The following is a 15,009-nucleotide window of genomic DNA, read 5'->3' on the forward strand; positions in this document are numbered from 1 at the left end:
GATCAGGCCGGTTCTTCCAGACTTACACTCAGCTGACGCAGTTCAGTGGTATGCGGATGCTTGGTATTGCCTGCACGCAGATCTTCCGCGCTGAGCTGTTCAACCATCTCACCTAATTGCATAACGCCCAGACGCGGGCACAGGTGGGTGATCACAGCCAGATTATGGCTCACAAGCACATAGGTAAGGTTCTTGGCAGCGCGCAGATCCGATAACAGGTTGAGAATTTCAGCCTGTACAGAAACGTCGAGTGCTGAGGTTGGTTCATCAAGCAACAGCACTTCAGGTTCAGCAATAAGCGCACGGGCAATCGCTACACGCTGACGCTGACCACCAGACAACTGGTGCGGAAAGCGGAAGCGCGCTGCCTGCGGCAGTGCAACATCATCAAGAGCCTGCGCAATGCGTTTCTCGATATTGTCGATGCCGTGGACCAGCAACAGTTCGCTCAAAATACGGTCAATGGTCTGACGCGGATGTAAGGAGCCGAACGGATCCTGAAATACCATCTGCACATGACGGAAAAATTCCGGCGGGCGCTTTAATGGTGCATCTTTGCCGTTGAACGAAATGCGGCCTGACCACTTTTCGTTCAAACCGGCCATAGCGCGCAAAATCGTTGATTTTCCGGAACCACTTTCGCCGACAATACCAAAACTGTCGCCTTTAGCGACATCAAAGGATACACCTTTGACGATTTCACGTTCGCCAAAACTGATCCGTAACTGATCAACAGAAATCATTATTTCAACCAATCTGAATCGCGGGTTAGGATAGGCAGACGTTCTTTTGGATGCGTCAGTGAAGGAATGCAGTTGAGCAAGCCTTTGGTGTAGGGATGCGTGGCACGGGTCAGTTCGGAAGCTTTAATTTCTTCCATCACCTGACCGGAATACATCACCATGACGCGGTCGCAGAAATGAGAGACCAATGGCAGATCGTGACTGATCAAAATGAGACCCATGCCGCGCTTGGAGACGAGATCGTCAATAAGACGCAGGATTTCAGCCTGAACAGTGGCATCGAGTGCCGAGGTCGGTTCGTCCGCGATCAGAACTTCCGGATCTGGTGCAAGCATCATGGCGATCATGACGCGCTGTCCCATACCGCCGGAAACCTCATGCGGATAAAGCTTGGCCACATCGCCCGGATTGCGGATCATAACCTGATCAAGCAAGTCAACCGCTGCTTCTCTGGCCTGTTTGGCCGAGCCACCTTTATGGGTACGCCAGGATTCTGCAACTTGTGAACCGATGGTTTTAACAGGGTTCAGGGAGTATTTAGGATCCTGAAGAATGAAGCCTGCGCGTTTGCCACGGATTTTTCGCATATCAGCCTCGGTGGCTGACAGAATATCTGTTCCGAAGAATTCAAGCTTGTCGGCCTGAACCTGTGCAATCGGTGGCAGAAGCTTCATCAATGCGCGAGCGGTGAGGGACTTACCGGAACCGGATTCCCCCACAATGCCGAGCTTTTCTTTGCCGAGCTTCAGATTAAGGCCACGGACAGCTTCGAAACGGCTGGTGCGCGTTTCGAAGGCGATACGTAAATTTTGGATATCAACCAGCATTGTCCCGTCCTAGTTCTGCTTCGGATCGAGCACGTCACGAAGACCGTCGCCCAAAAAGTTGAAGGAGAGTGCAACAAGGAAGATTGCAACACCTGGAATGGTCGCTACCCACCATTGATCAAAAATGAAGCGTTTGGCGGTTGCGATCATTGCGCCCCATTCTGGTGAAGGTGGCTGTGCACCCATACCAAGGAAGCCCAAAGCTGCTGCTGTGAGAATAATCGAGCTCATATCGAGGGTGATACGGACAACCAGACTTGGTACGCATAATGGTGCGATATGGCGCGCTATGATGCGCTTGGAGGAGGCGCCGGTCAGTTTGCAAGCGGCAATGAAATCGCTGTTGCGGATCGTCATTGTTTCAGCGCGGGCAAGGCGTGCATAGGGTGGCCAAGCCGTCAATGCAATCGCGAGAACCGCACTTTCAACGCCGGGACGCAGCGCTGCCACGAAGGCAAGTGCGAGAATGAGGCGTGGGAAAGCAAGGAACACGTCGGTAATGCGCATCAAAGCGGTATCAACGATGCCGCCGTAATAACCAGCAATACAACCAATTGCCAAGCCTAACGGGGCTGTCAAAATGACGACTGTAAGAACCATACCAATGGTTACACGGCCACCATAAAGAATGCGTGATAAAATATCACGTCCCAGTTCGTCCGTACCAAACCAATGTTCGGCTGTCGGGGCTGACAAACGGTTGGCAAGATTTTGTGCGCTTGGATCATAAGGTGCAATAAGCGGTGCAAACAATGACAGCAAGACAAAGGCCAAAATCACAATCAAGCCAAACATTGCCAAATGGTTGGCTTTGAGATTGAGCCACAAGCGGTAGCGGCGTCCCCATGCAGCTTGCGCACGTGAAGACGGGGTTTCACTCAAAGCCCAGTTTCTGAAAGTAGATGTTATCATCTTACACGTGGATCCAGTACTTTATAGAGGATATCGGCCAGAAGATTGAGGCCAACATAAATCACGCCGATCAGCAATGTAGCGCCAACGACCGGGTTCATATCTGCGTTCATCAATGAGACGGTCAGATATTGTCCAAGTCCCGGCCAGCTAAATACAGTTTCGGTTACCACTGCACCTTCGAGCAAACCTGCATAGGTGAGGGCAAGAACTGTTACGAGCTGAACTGCAACGGTTGGAAAAGCATGTTTCCAGATCACTGCTTTGAGCGATAAGCCCTTGGCGCGCGCGGTGATCACATATTCACCTTTAAGCGCATCAAGCATAAAAGCGCGGGTCATGCGGGTGATATAAGCCATGCTGAAATATGCAAGAATGACAACCGGCTGGATCATATGCTTTACAGCATCAACAAAAGCATCCCAATCACCTTCAAGCAGGGTATCAATGGTCATGATGCCTGTGACATGGGTGATCATGCCTTCATAGATAATGTCCTGACGGCCAGGTCCGGGTGCAATGCCGAGCGTTGCGTAAAAGACCAGCAGAGATATCAATGCCAATACAAAGACAGGTACCGAATGACCTGCAAGACAAATCACGCGGATGGTCTGGTCGATCCATGAGCCTTGACGTACCGCAGCCCAAACACCAAGCGGAATGCCGATGATAGCTGAAATAATCAGAGCAAATGTCGCTAATTCCAATGTCGCAGGGAAATAACGTGCGATGTCACTGGTAACCGGATTTCTGGTCAGAATAGAATTGCCCAGATCGCCGTGCAAAACTTGGACAATATAATTGTAGAATTGAACGACCAATGGTTGATCAAGGCCCATTTCAGCGCGTACACGCTGGATTACGGCTTCGGGAGCATTATCGCCGACAGCCGCAATAACCGGGTCGACCGGCATAACGCGACCGATCATAAAAGTGATAACCATAAGACCGAACAGCGTGATTAACACGCTGCCCAGTACACCAGTCAATTTTTGGAGTTTCCTCATCACGCCTTCGCGATCCCTGCATAGGAGTGGCTGTCAGAAAGCACACCCAGACGCATGCCTGTCACATCTTTGCGGCAAGCAGCAGTTTCAAATTTTTGCATCATGACGATGAACGGGCTGTCAGCAATGAACTCGCGCTGAAGGTCGCCATAAAGCTTGATGCGGGTTGCCGGATCTTTTTCATCGCGGGCAGCAATAGCTTTTTTCATGAACTCTTCGTTCTGGTAATGCGAACGCCAAGCAAAAGGCTTGCTCATTGCATTGTCAGAATTGTCTTCATTAATGCAAAATACAGATACGTTGGTGTTCGGATCAAAATAGTCTGAACCCCATGATGTCAGTGCAATCTCATGCTCGCGGGCGCGCATTTTGGTGAGAACCTGACGGTTTTCAGCGGCCAGCAATTCGACTTTAATGCCGATATCTGCGAGATTTGCCTGAATTGCCTGAGCAATATCCGGGCTTGGCTGTGCAGAATAGTGGTCCATTTTGATGGTGAAACCATCGGCAAGACCAGCTTCAGCCATCAAAGCTTTTGCCTTTTCAAGGTCACGTTGGAATGGCTTGTCTGTGATTGCACCAGGGAAACCTTCAGGAACGATGGTCTGATGAACCTTGTACTGCAATGGCACAATGTTCTGCTGGATGCCGTCGTAATCAACAGCCCATTTGATCGCTTCCCAAAGCTTAGGATTGGTGAGCTTTGGATTGTTCTGATTGAGGGACATCAGCATGATACCGCTGACGCTCTGACGAACCATATTGTAGTTTTCATCGTCAACAACAACGCGCAGCTGTTCGGTGGTCAGGTTGCGCGCAATATCAACGTCACCCTTCTGTAGCATGAGAAGCTGTGAAGACGGATCAGCAACGTGACGCAGCATGATGCGCTTTACATTGCCTTTATAAAGACCATGCGGGTTGTAGTTCATCACTACGCTTTCGCTTGGCTTCCAGGAAACGAGGGTCCATTCACCGGAACCGGCGCTGTTCTTCTGCAGCCAGCCGTTACCCATGTCATCGCCATCGGCGTGCTCCATCACCAGCTTCTTCTCGACAATGCTGCCGATGCTTGCAGACAAGCAATAGAGCAGGAAGGAGAGGGAGGTCGGGGTTTCGAGCGAAAGTTTGATGGTGGAATCGTCAACGACGGTGATCCACTCTTCAACATTTTCCGGTGTGAAGCCGAACTGGCCGATGATAAAGGCTGCGCCTTTGTTCATCTTGATTGCGCGCTGCAGGGAGAAGACAGCGTCTTCAGCAGTTACAGGAGCGCCACTGGCAAATTTTGCGTCCGGGTTCATTTTGAAGGTGAAGACTTTGCCTTCTTCGTCAGCTTCCCAAGAGGAAGCAACGCCGCCTTCGATTTCTTCCGGATTGGTCAGGCTTGGATGAACAAGACGCTGATACATGTTGTTGCAGATTTCACTGCCGACAGCTTCAAAGCTTTCATGCGGATCAAGGCTCGTCATATTGTCGAGCGTCTGAGCAACAACGAGAATGTCCTGACGGCCGGCAGCTACGGCTGGCAACAGGCTTGCGTAAGAAAGGAAAGGTACCGCTGCGGCACCTGCCAGAAAATTACGTCTCGAAATCATTTTTTATTCTCCCTGTTAAAGCAACTGCGTGAGCAACTGCCATAAAAGCGCCATCCCAATTAGCTGTACCGCCAGGCGCATTTTTCCTAGCATCCGGTATCATGAGTGGGTTTGTGGGTTCCAATGCAGAATTTGCAATGGTCATGCACAGAATGCATAATGAGGAAATGGATTAGGGTTCGCTAAAATAAATGGCCAACTTATGCAAGCGATTTCTAACATATGCATAAAACGCATTGGCAATTTATGTGTAAGAGCGTAAGCCTTACACAGTGATAAGCTTCAAACTTAAAATTCCAAGACTGATAAAGGCATATCTAGTTATGACAACAGCTCCAATTACCCCTGTTTTTGATGGCCATAACGACGTTTTACTGCGTTTATGGACATCCACCGAGCCGAATCCTGAAGCGCGTTTTATTAACGGTGAAGCGGTTGGCCACATCGATCTGCCGCGTGCAAAGACCGGTGGTCTGGCAGGTGGATTGTGTGCAATTTATGTGCCAAGCCCGTCAAAAGAGCTGAATGCTGAAGGTAACTTTGAAACGCCTGCTCATAGCGATGCACTGACAACAACGCTTGGTATGGCTGCCTTGTTGACCCGAATCGAAATGGCGTCAAAGGGTGGTTTGCGCGTTTGCCGTACCGCTGGTGATATTCGTCAGTCGATGGCCGATGGTGCTTTTGCTGCTGTTTTTCATATTGAAGGTGTGGAAGCGATCAGTGACGGATTGGACGAACTTTATGTCATGCAGCAAGCTGGTCTGCGCAGTCTTGGTCCTGTTTGGAGCCGCCCGAACATTTTTGCATTTGGTGTGCCTTTCCGTTTCAACAGCTCACCGGACATTGGTCCGGGTCTGTGTGATGCCGGTCAGCGTTTGGTCAAAGCTTGTAACGAGCTGAAAGTGATGATCGATCTTTCTCATATGAACGAGAAGGGGTTTTGGGATATTGCCAAGCTTTCCGATGCGCCGCTGGTGGCGTCTCATTCCAATGCGCATGGCATTTGCCCGCATAGCCGCAACCTGACCGACAAGCAGATGGATGCGATCCGCGACACTGGCGGTTTGGCTGGCCTCAACTTTGGTGTTGCTTTCTTGCACAGCGAAGGTCAGCGCGACCTGAATCTGCCATTGTCAGATATGATCCGTCATATTGATTATATGGTCGAGCGTATGGGTATCGATCATGTGGCGCTTGGTTCCGACTTTGACGGAACAGCGATTTCAACAGAAATCGGCGATGCATCCGGCTTGCCGAAGTTGATTGATGCTCTGCGTGCGCATGGTTATGATCAGGAATCGATCAACAAGATTGCCCATGACAACTGGATCCGCGTGCTGGAACGCACTTGGGGTGCTTAATGGGAGTGCTTAATTTAAAGAGTGCTTCTTAAAGAAAAACGCCGCTTTAAAAGCGGCGTTTTTTTATTGTCTTTATGAAAGCTGTGCGCGCAGCTTTTCGGCATTGGCGGTAAGAACGCCATTATCTTCCATCTTTCCGCTATGTGGCTTCAGATCAATGCCTTCATAGCGCGGAATAATATGGAAGTGCAGGTGATAGACGGTTTGGCCAGCAGCTGGCTCATTAAACTGCATGATAGTGATGCCGTCTGCTTCAAAAGCTTTTTGAACGGCTTTTGCCACATGCTGCACTGCCACCATCAAAGAGCCCAGCGTTTCAGGCGCAGCATCCAGCAGATTGCGCGATGGCTTTTTCGGGATCACTAATGTGTGTCCGTTGCTCTGTGGCATTACATCCATAAATGCCACAACATCATCATTTTCATAAACACGATGTGCCGGAATTTCACCGCGCAGAATTTTTGCAAAAATATTATTATCGTCATAGGCGGCAGTCATCGGGTCTTCTCCGTTTTATGGGTCAAGGACAGGAAGTTTGCGAAATGGCAATTGCTCTTGCAGCATTGCAGCCATGCGCATCACATCTTGACGCTCGATATCAAGGTAATCGGCCACAGCATCACGCAAACCATGATGGGTAATATAATGTGCGGAATGGGTAAGGACAGGTTGATAGCCGCGCGCAATTTTATGGTCACCTTGCGCGCCTGCTTCAACCTTATCGAGTTTGTGCTTTATCGCAAATTCGATAGCCTGATGGTAGCAGACTTCAAAATGCAAAAACGGGTGGTCTTCGATACAGCCCCAATGGCGGCCAAACAGCGTATCGGAGCCAATAAAATTGATCGCACCGGCAATGTAGCGGCCATCGCGTTTTGCCATCACCAGCAGAATATCATCGGCCATGGTTTTGCCGATCAGCGTATAAAACTCACGGGTTAAATAAGGGCGGCCCCATTTGCGGCTGCCGGTATCCATATAGAATGCAAAAAACTGATCAAGAATGTCAGGCGTTATTTCATCGCCTTGCAGCCATTCGATCGTGATGCCGTTGCTTAATGCTTCTTTACGTTCTTTTTTGATGAGTTTTCTTTTGCGGGATGAAAGCTCGCTTAAAAAATCATCATATTGCAAAAAGCCATTGTTTATAAAGTGAAATTGCAAATCGATTCTGCGAAGGAAGCCTGCCGTTTTCAAGGGGCTTAACTGCGCTTCATCGACAAAAGTGACATGGGCTGACGAGATGCCGAGCTGGTCGGTCAGTTGTTGCAGTCCGAGTGCCAGTGCCTGCCGGATGGCGGCTGGCTCATAGTCACGGTTGTGCAAAAGCCGAGAACCAGTCGCAGGCGTAAAGGGCACGCAAGACTGTAGTTTTGGATAATAGCGCCCGCCTGCGCGCTCATAGGCATCTGCCCAGCCATGATCGAAAACATATTCACCCTGGCTATGGCTTTTCAAATAGGCGGGTACTGCGCCCAGCAAAATGCCGTCAGACGTTTCAAGCCGCAAGTGATATGGCCGCCAGCCATTGGCAGCACTTGCGCTTTCCGATTTTTCAAGCGCGTTTAAAAAATGATAGGACAGGAACGGATTGTAATTTATATGCTCTTTGGAAGTGCCAGCAAGGGAAGACCATTCTTCGGCCGTGAATTCATCAAATTGTCTGACGACACGGAGCTGAAATTCAGGGCTTTGATCTTCATCGTCCAACACCTTGCAGCCATCCTCCTCAAAGACTTTTTTGCTCGAAGCTCATCAAGCCAGCGCTGGTGCTTGTCCTGTTTGGCTGGTGCTTGTCCTGTTTGAATGTGAATTATCAGGCAAGCTGAGCGCGCGGGTCAAACCCCTCAAAGGTAATCTGGTCGGCATTCAGATCGCTGTGGGCTTTGGTCGCCTGATTTTTCACCGTCCATGTAATCACCGGCATATGCAGTTTTTCACGCACAAAGCTGATGAACGGATTTGGCAATTCATGCACATTATAGGACACAAAATCGATGCCATGTGCCAGCATGGAAAAATGCGCTTCCATTGCATCGCGGTTCATGCCTTCAGCGGTCAGACCTGCCGAAATGCCCGGTGCATCGGAAGCAAATTGCCGAATGATGTGATGGTCAAAGGACATGATCGCGGCATGTCCCTGATAGTTTTTTAGCGCTTCGGCGGTTTTTTTGACGAGGCCGTCATCATGACCCAGTGTGCCCTTTACTTCGATAATAAGGGGCACACGACCATCAACGAGATCAAGCAGTTCCCGCAAAGACGGAATATGGTCTTGGGTGGTGCCGATGGTGAGCGCTTGCGCCTCTGCCAGTGTCAGTTTGTAAATATGCCCGGCGCGCCCTGCAACCCGTTTGAGTGTGGGGTCGTGAAATACGACAACTTCACCGTCTTTGGTGAGGTGAACATCACATTCAATGGAAAAACCTTGGGCGACGGCTGCTTGTGCAGCCGAAAGCGAGTTTTCCCAGCACTCATGGTTCAAGTCGTGCAAACCACGATGTGCAATAGGGGTTTCAGTTAACCAACGGGCAAATGACATCAGGCGACCTCAAAAATCGCTTCTACTTCCACAGGTGCATTAAACGGGAGGGCTGCTACACCAACAGCGGAGCGGGCATGTTTACCGGCATCGCCAAGTACATTGACGAGGAAATCCGATGCGCCGTTACCGACAACGTGCTGTTCGGTGAAGCCTGGCGCAGATGCCACAAAAATTGTGATCTTCACCAGACGCTTAATGCGGTTTAAATCGCCGAGCGCTGCTTTGGCCTGTGCCAGAACCTGGATTGCACACTGGCGTGCGGTTTCCTGTCCTTTGGCAATGTCGATTTCAGCGCCCAGAAGGCCGGTATGGATCAGTTTGCCCTGATCCATCGGCAGTTGGCCGGAGGTGAACAATAACTGGCCTGCCTGCATGTAAGGCAGGTAATTTGCAGCCGGTGCTGCAGAAGCTGGAATGGTTACACCCAGAGCGGCAAGACGGCTATCAATTGTATCAGTCATATTCAGATCCTTAATTCTTTTAGTGTTGTGTCGTGCAATTATAACAAGAGCAAGACAGAATCGGTGGAAAATATCGCAAGGTTGCGACTTTTGTCTCGATTCCGCCACGAGTTTTTTTATCATACTGCTTCTGCAGGGAGATATAGCATGCATTTTATGAAAAAGGCCATTTGCCAAACATGGTTAGAGGCAGGGTTCCGGTCAGGGTTCTGCTTAGGGCAAAGGCCTTTGCTTTCAGGCACTCTGGCAGGAATTTCCGGTGGCTTGATGGTTGCAGTTTTTGCATTGGAATCCGTGCCGGCGATGGCTGCACCTTCAGTGATGCTGGCACCGCATCGTGCAGTTTATGATCTCCAGCTTGATAAAGCGGATGACAAAACGGGAATCAGCGGTCTTAAGGGTCGTATGGTCTATGAATTCAATGGCTCCGCCTGTGAAGGCTATACAACCAATTTTCGCTTTGTGACGCAGATCGATATGGAAGAACAGCCGCAGCGGCTTACCGATCAGCAGACGACGACTTTTGAAGCGGCTGACGGCAAAGAGTTCAGTTTTGTCAACAAAACATTTGTGGATAAAGACCTGATCAAGGAAGTACGCGGCAGTGCCGAGCTGCAAGCCAAAAATTTGCAGGTCAAATTAAGTCAGCCGGAAAAGGCCGATATTGAACTGGGTAAAACCAATTTCCCAACCAAACACCTGACCGAAATTATCGGTAAGGCAGAAAAGGGCGAGAAATTTTACCAGACCACAATTTTTGATGGGTCGGAAGATGCCAATCGCGTGGTTTCTACCACCGTAATGCTGGGTAAAGAACAGGCGGCCAAAGATGATGAATATAAATCTTTGGGTACTATGGGCAAAGACAAATATTGGCCGGTCACGATTGCTTATTTTGATGACAAGGAAAATCAGGACGGTTTGCCGATTTACCGCATCAATTTCAAATTATACCGCAATGGCGTGACGCGTGATCTGTTTATGGATTACGGTGATTTTTCCATGCGTGGAAAACTGGTCAAGCTTGATCTCTATAACAGCCAGCCTGCGGATGCAAAGTGTGACTAAAAGCATTCGAGCCAAAAGTGCGATGCGTATTTGCAGGGAAATAAGTTTACTGGACTGATTTCTTTTTTGGCTGTGATATGCGGGGCAATGCGGCATGAAAGGATCATTTTCGGCACGGATAAACGGGCAGGGGTTGCATTTCTATCCATCATCCGTTAAGTGCCGGAACATTCCACACACGGGCTAGTGGTTAATGTCGGGAGAAATCCGATATGACCTCCGGTGGCGGTTCTTCCGCCTCTGTCCGTGGAGGTTAAACCGGAAAAGGAAAATTGAAATGGCATTGCCAGAATTCAGCATGCGCCAGCTTCTCGAAGCTGGTATCCACTTTGGTCACCAGACACACCGCTGGAACCCAAAGATGGCTCCATACATCTATGGCTCCCGCAACAACATCCACATCATGGATTTGGCTCAGACCGTTCCTCTGCTGCACAATGCGCTGAAGGTTGTATCTGACACTGTTGCTCGTGGCGGCCGCGTTCTGTTCGTTGGTACCAAGCGTCAGGCTTCTGACATTGTTGCTGATGCTGCAAACCGTTCAGCTCAGTACTATGTCAATGCACGCTGGCTCGGCGGCATGATGACCAACTGGAAAACCATCTCCAACTCCATTCAGCGTCTGCGCAAGCTGGACGAACTGTTGGCAGGCGATGCACAGGGCTACTCCAAGAAGGAACGCCTGAACCTGGAACGCGAACGTGAAAAACTCGATCGCGCACTGGGCGGCATCAAGGACATGGGTTCGGTTCCTGACCTGATGTTCATCATCGACACCAACAAAGAATCAATTGCTATTCAGGAAGCCAAGCGCCTTGGTATCCCTGTTGTTGCAGTTATCGATAGTAACTGTGATCCAGACCAGATCGATTACCCAATTCCAGGTAACGATGATGCTGCACGCGCAATCTCGCTTTATTGCGATCTGATCGCCCGCGCTGCAATTGATGGTATTGCCCGTCAGCAGGGTGCACTCGGCATTGATATCGGCGCTCAGGTTGAAGCTCCGGTTGAGCCAGCACTCGAAGCTCCGGCAGAAGGCGCTTAAGCGCTGTAATAATTCATCCACCCGTTACAAAGCGGGTGGATAATTAATTTCGTTCCTATGTGATAACACTCCAGAGTGCGTCACCACATAGGGGTCTAAAGTTGGCACACCCTTTGGTGTGCCTTCGCTTTCATGAAAGGCGACAATATGAGCGTTTCCGCATCACAGGTAAAACAGCTGCGCGACCTTACCGGCGCAGGCATGATGGATTGTAAAGCAGCATTGGCTGAAACCAATGGCGACATTGAAGCCGCTGTTGACTGGCTGCGTGCAAAGGGTATTGCAAAGGCTGACAAAAAAGCCGGCCGTACCGCTGCTGAAGGTCTCGTTGCAGTCGCTTCAGAAGGCAACAAGGCAGTTGTTGTTGAAGTGAACTCCGAAACAGACTTCGTTGCACGTAACGATGCCTTCCAGGAAATCGTTCGCAATGTTGCTCAGGTTGCTCTGACAACCGATGGTTCGACTGAAGCTGTTGCTGCTGCTATCTATCCTGGCGCAGACAAGAGCGTTACTGAAGTTATCAAGGACGCTGTCGGCACCATCGGTGAAAACATGAGCTTCCGTCGTTCGGCTGGTCTGAGCGTTAACAACGGTACTGTTGCAACATACATTCACAACGGCGTTTCCGACGGTCTCGGCAAACTGGGTGTTTTGGTTGCTATCGAAACCGATGGTGACAAAGAAGCTGCAAACGCATTCGGCCGTCAGGTTGCAATGCACGTTGCTGCGATCAACCCGCTGGCACTAACCAACGAAGAAGTTGATGCTTCTGCAGTTGAACGTGAAAAAGCAATCTTCATAGAACAGGCCCGCGAATCGGGCAAGCCGGACGCAATCATCGAAAAGATGATTGATGGCCGTATGCGCAAGTTCTTTGAAGAAGTTGTTCTTCTGTCCCAGTCTTTCGTTATCAATCCTGACCTGACTGTTGCTGCAGCTCTTAAAGAAGCTGAAAAGACAATCGGTGCTCCTGCAAAAATTACTGCTTTTGTACGTTTTGCACTCGGCGAAGGTATTGAGAAAGAAGAAACAGACTTCGCAGCTGAAGTTGCTGCAGCAGTTAAGAGCTAAATTTTTGCTCTAAACAGCCTGAACGGGGCTATAGGCAGTTATTTTGACTGTATGTGGCGCCTAAGGGCATGTTTGGCAAAAATATGATGACTTATGCTCTAAAAGCTTTTGATTATGGAGGGCATCGCGTGACAACGCGGTGCCCTTCGTGTATCGAACATCAGATTCATATGATCGTAACACAAGAGGGTATCATGACCGGAACGCCTGTATATAAGCGCATCATTTTAAAAGCATCCGGTGAAGCTTTAATGGGCGGGCAGGGCTTTGGTATTGATGTATCGGTTGCAGATCGTATTGCAAGCGACGTCAAACAAGCGCGTGCCCTAGGTGTTGAAGTTGGTATCGTCATCGGCGGCGGCAATATTTTCCGCGGCGTTGCGGTTGCTTCCAAGGGTGGTGACCGTATTACCGGCGACCATATGGGCATGTTGGCTACTGTCATCAATTCGCTGGCGCTGCGCACATCGCTCAATAAAGCGGGTGTCGATGCGGTTGTGCTTTCCGCAATTGCCATGCCGGAAATTTGCGAAAGCTTCACGCAGCGCAAAGCCACCGCTTATATGAATGCCGGCAAAGTCGTGATTTTTGCCGGTGGTACCGGCAACCCGTTCTTTACTACTGATTCTGCCGCAGCTTTGCGCGCGGCTGAAATCGGTGCGGATGCTTTGTTGAAAGGCACGCAGGTAGACGGTATCTATTCTGCCGATCCGAAGAAAGACCCGAATGCCACCCGTTTTGACCGGTTGACCCATAAGGAAGTGCTTGATCGTGGCCTGGCGGTGATGGATACCGCTGCTGTCGCGCTTGCACGCGAGAACAACATTCCGATAATAGTATATTCGATCCATGAAAATGGCGGATTGGCTGATATTTTGCAAGGTAAAGGGCGCAGCACAATCGTGTCGGATTCTTGACGTCTGCGCTGCCCGATTCTTAAATCTTCGCGCCAAGGAGAAAATCTATGAGCGATGTTTTTGACATCAACGACCTGAAGCGCCGCATGGACGGCGCGATCTCTTCGTTTAAACATGACTTAGGCGGTTTACGTACCGGTCGGGCATCGGCAAGCTTGCTGGAGCCGATCGTTGTGCAGGCTTACGGTTCAAGTATGCCGATCAATCAGGTGGCCAACATCACTGTACCGGAATCACGTATGCTGGCGGTTTCCGTCTGGGATAAGTCAATGGTTGGTGCAGTTGAACGTGCTATCCGTGAATCCGGTCTTGGTCTGAACCCGATTACAGATGGCACAAATCTGCGTATTCCTCTGCCGGAGCTTAATGAACAGCGCCGTAAAGAGCTGGTTAAAATTGCCAACCAATATGCTGAACAGGCACGTGTGGCTGCCCGTCACGTTCGCCGTGATGGTATGGATCAGTTGAAGAAACTGGAAAAAGACAGCCTTATGAGCCAGGATGACAGCCGTGTGATGTCGGACAAGGTTCAGAAGTTTACTGATGAAACCATTGCCGAGATCGACAAGCTCTTTGCATCTAAAGAAGTGGAGATCATGCAGGTTTAAGGCTTGTATGATTTTAGCATAATTTTTTGCTGAATGCAGATTGAAGAGGTAGCAACACGCATGTCGGATCCGCGCCACATCGCCATCATTATGGATGGAAACGGTCGTTGGGCAACCGCGCGTGGGCTGCCTCGCAGTGCAGGGCACAGGGCAGGCGTTGAAAGTCTGCGTTCAGTCGTCCATCATGCCGGTACTATCGGTATTGAATGGCTGACATTCTTTGCTTTTTCTTCCGAGAACTGGTCCCGTCCAGACGGGGAAGTGCGTGAACTTCTGACATTGTTGAAAATGTTTATCCGGCGAGACCTTGCTGATCTGCATCGCAAAAATGTGCATATCAGTATTATCGGCGAACGCGAAAATCTGTCGCCTGATGTACGTGCACTGTTGGTCGAGGCGGAAAGCCTGACCCGTGGCAATACCGGTCTCAATCTGGTGATTGCATTTAATTACGGCTCACGTGATGAAATTACCCGTGTGATGCGCAGTCTTGCCGCCGATGTGGCGGCAGGCAGACTTGACCCGCAATCCATTTCAGCCGATCTGATTTCGGCTAATCTTGATACATCCGGTATGCCGGATCCGGATTTGATCATCCGTACAAGCGGTGAGATGCGGCTTTCCAATTTCTTGCTTTGGCAGGCAGCTTACGCGGAGCTTTTGTTTTTGCCGTGTCTTTGGCCTGACTTTTCGCCGGAGGTTTTCGAGGAGGCGATTGCAACCTATCGCAATCGTGAACGCCGTTTTGGTGGCATCAAGTCACAAGCATCTTGCAATGAGAGCGTTGAACGAATGCCGGTTGCTGTGGCTTCCGACGGTGTTGCATCCTGAGATTTAGAA

The 15,009-nt window shown here is 50.0% G+C and carries 16 protein-coding genes; 7 read left to right on the forward strand and 9 right to left on the reverse strand.

Annotation, left to right across the window (positions count from 1 at the left end):
• Positions 1–2: 2 nt before the first annotated feature.
• Genes ACI0FR_RS06740 through ACI0FR_RS06760 form a run of 5 tightly spaced genes read right to left on the reverse strand, consistent with a single transcriptional unit; the run spans position 3 to position 5,087 of the window.
• A complete protein-coding gene (locus ACI0FR_RS06740; protein ID WP_404905966.1) occupies positions 3–743 on the reverse strand; it encodes an ABC transporter ATP-binding protein in 741 nt (246 codons plus the stop codon).
• On the reverse strand, positions 743–1,570 hold the full coding sequence (locus tag ACI0FR_RS06745; protein WP_374830776.1) for an ABC transporter ATP-binding protein: 828 nt from the start codon (positions 1,568–1,570) through the stop codon (positions 743–745). Before ACI0FR_RS06745 ends, ACI0FR_RS06740 begins: the two co-directional genes overlap by 1 nt.
• A gap of 9 nt (positions 1,571–1,579) precedes the next feature.
• Positions 1,580–2,482: a nickel transporter permease gene (nikC, locus tag ACI0FR_RS06750; RefSeq protein WP_374830778.1), complete on the reverse strand. Its 903-nt coding sequence runs from the start codon at positions 2,480–2,482 to the stop codon at positions 1,580–1,582.
• Complete coding sequence (locus tag ACI0FR_RS06755; RefSeq protein ID WP_374830780.1) at positions 2,479–3,489, reverse strand: ABC transporter permease; 1,011 nt, start codon at positions 3,487–3,489, stop codon at positions 2,479–2,481. The genes nikC and ACI0FR_RS06755 overlap by 4 nt, the downstream gene beginning before the upstream one ends.
• Complete coding sequence (locus tag ACI0FR_RS06760) at positions 3,489–5,087, reverse strand: ABC transporter substrate-binding protein (protein WP_374830782.1); 1,599 nt, start codon at positions 5,085–5,087, stop codon at positions 3,489–3,491. The genes ACI0FR_RS06755 and ACI0FR_RS06760 overlap by 1 nt, the downstream gene beginning before the upstream one ends.
• Before the next feature lie 323 nt (positions 5,088–5,410).
• On the opposite strand from ACI0FR_RS06760, the gene ACI0FR_RS06765 reads away from it, so the two are divergent.
• On the forward strand, positions 5,411–6,451 hold the full coding sequence (locus ACI0FR_RS06765; RefSeq protein WP_404905965.1) for a dipeptidase: 1,041 nt from the start codon (positions 5,411–5,413) through the stop codon (positions 6,449–6,451).
• A 72-nt stretch (positions 6,452–6,523) separates the two neighbouring features.
• Here the strand turns inward: ACI0FR_RS06765 and ACI0FR_RS06770 are convergent, their stop codons facing one another.
• From ACI0FR_RS06770 to ACI0FR_RS06785, 4 genes are all read right to left on the reverse strand, one after another.
• Positions 6,524–6,949, reverse strand: a complete 426-nt coding sequence (locus ACI0FR_RS06770) for an HIT family protein (protein WP_404905964.1) — start codon at positions 6,947–6,949, stop codon at positions 6,524–6,526.
• 15 nt (positions 6,950–6,964) lie between these two features.
• Positions 6,965–8,161 (reverse strand): GNAT family N-acetyltransferase, encoded by a 1,197-nt coding sequence (locus tag ACI0FR_RS06775; RefSeq protein ID WP_404906014.1) that lies wholly within the window; start codon positions 8,159–8,161, stop codon positions 6,965–6,967.
• Between the two features lie 106 nt (positions 8,162–8,267).
• Positions 8,268–8,993, reverse strand: a complete 726-nt coding sequence (locus tag ACI0FR_RS06780) for a glycerophosphodiester phosphodiesterase (protein WP_404905963.1) — start codon at positions 8,991–8,993, stop codon at positions 8,268–8,270.
• Positions 8,993–9,457: a RidA family protein gene (locus tag ACI0FR_RS06785; RefSeq protein ID WP_374830790.1), complete on the reverse strand. Its 465-nt coding sequence runs from the start codon at positions 9,455–9,457 to the stop codon at positions 8,993–8,995. Before ACI0FR_RS06785 ends, ACI0FR_RS06780 begins: the two co-directional genes overlap by 1 nt.
• A gap of 267 nt (positions 9,458–9,724) precedes the next feature.
• On the opposite strand from ACI0FR_RS06785, the gene ACI0FR_RS06790 reads away from it, so the two are divergent.
• From ACI0FR_RS06790 to ACI0FR_RS06815, 6 genes are all read left to right on the forward strand, one after another.
• Positions 9,725–10,525 (forward strand): cell envelope integrity EipB family protein, encoded by an 801-nt coding sequence (locus ACI0FR_RS06790; protein ID WP_374831135.1) that lies wholly within the window; start codon positions 9,725–9,727, stop codon positions 10,523–10,525.
• A 277-nt stretch (positions 10,526–10,802) separates the two neighbouring features.
• Complete coding sequence (gene rpsB / locus ACI0FR_RS06795; RefSeq protein WP_343804337.1) at positions 10,803–11,573, forward strand: 30S ribosomal protein S2; 771 nt, start codon at positions 10,803–10,805, stop codon at positions 11,571–11,573.
• A gap of 147 nt (positions 11,574–11,720) precedes the next feature.
• A complete protein-coding gene (gene tsf, locus ACI0FR_RS06800; RefSeq protein ID WP_374830793.1) occupies positions 11,721–12,644 on the forward strand; it encodes a translation elongation factor Ts in 924 nt (307 codons plus the stop codon).
• A gap of 194 nt (positions 12,645–12,838) precedes the next feature.
• Positions 12,839–13,561: a UMP kinase gene (gene pyrH, locus ACI0FR_RS06805; protein ID WP_374831137.1), complete on the forward strand. Its 723-nt coding sequence runs from the start codon at positions 12,839–12,841 to the stop codon at positions 13,559–13,561.
• Between the two features lie 47 nt (positions 13,562–13,608).
• Entirely contained in the window at positions 13,609–14,169 is a 561-nt protein-coding gene (frr, locus tag ACI0FR_RS06810; RefSeq protein ID WP_374830795.1) for a ribosome recycling factor, read from the forward strand.
• 33 nt (positions 14,170–14,202) lie between these two features.
• Positions 14,203–15,000, forward strand: coding sequence for an isoprenyl transferase (locus ACI0FR_RS06815; protein WP_374830797.1), 798 nt, complete (start codon positions 14,203–14,205; stop codon positions 14,998–15,000).
• Positions 15,001–15,009 lie beyond the last annotated feature (9 nt).

The sequence above is a fragment of the Paenochrobactrum sp. BZR 201-1 genome (assembly GCF_044987585.2).
Lineage (GTDB): Bacteria > Pseudomonadota > Alphaproteobacteria > Rhizobiales > Rhizobiaceae > Paenochrobactrum > Paenochrobactrum pullorum.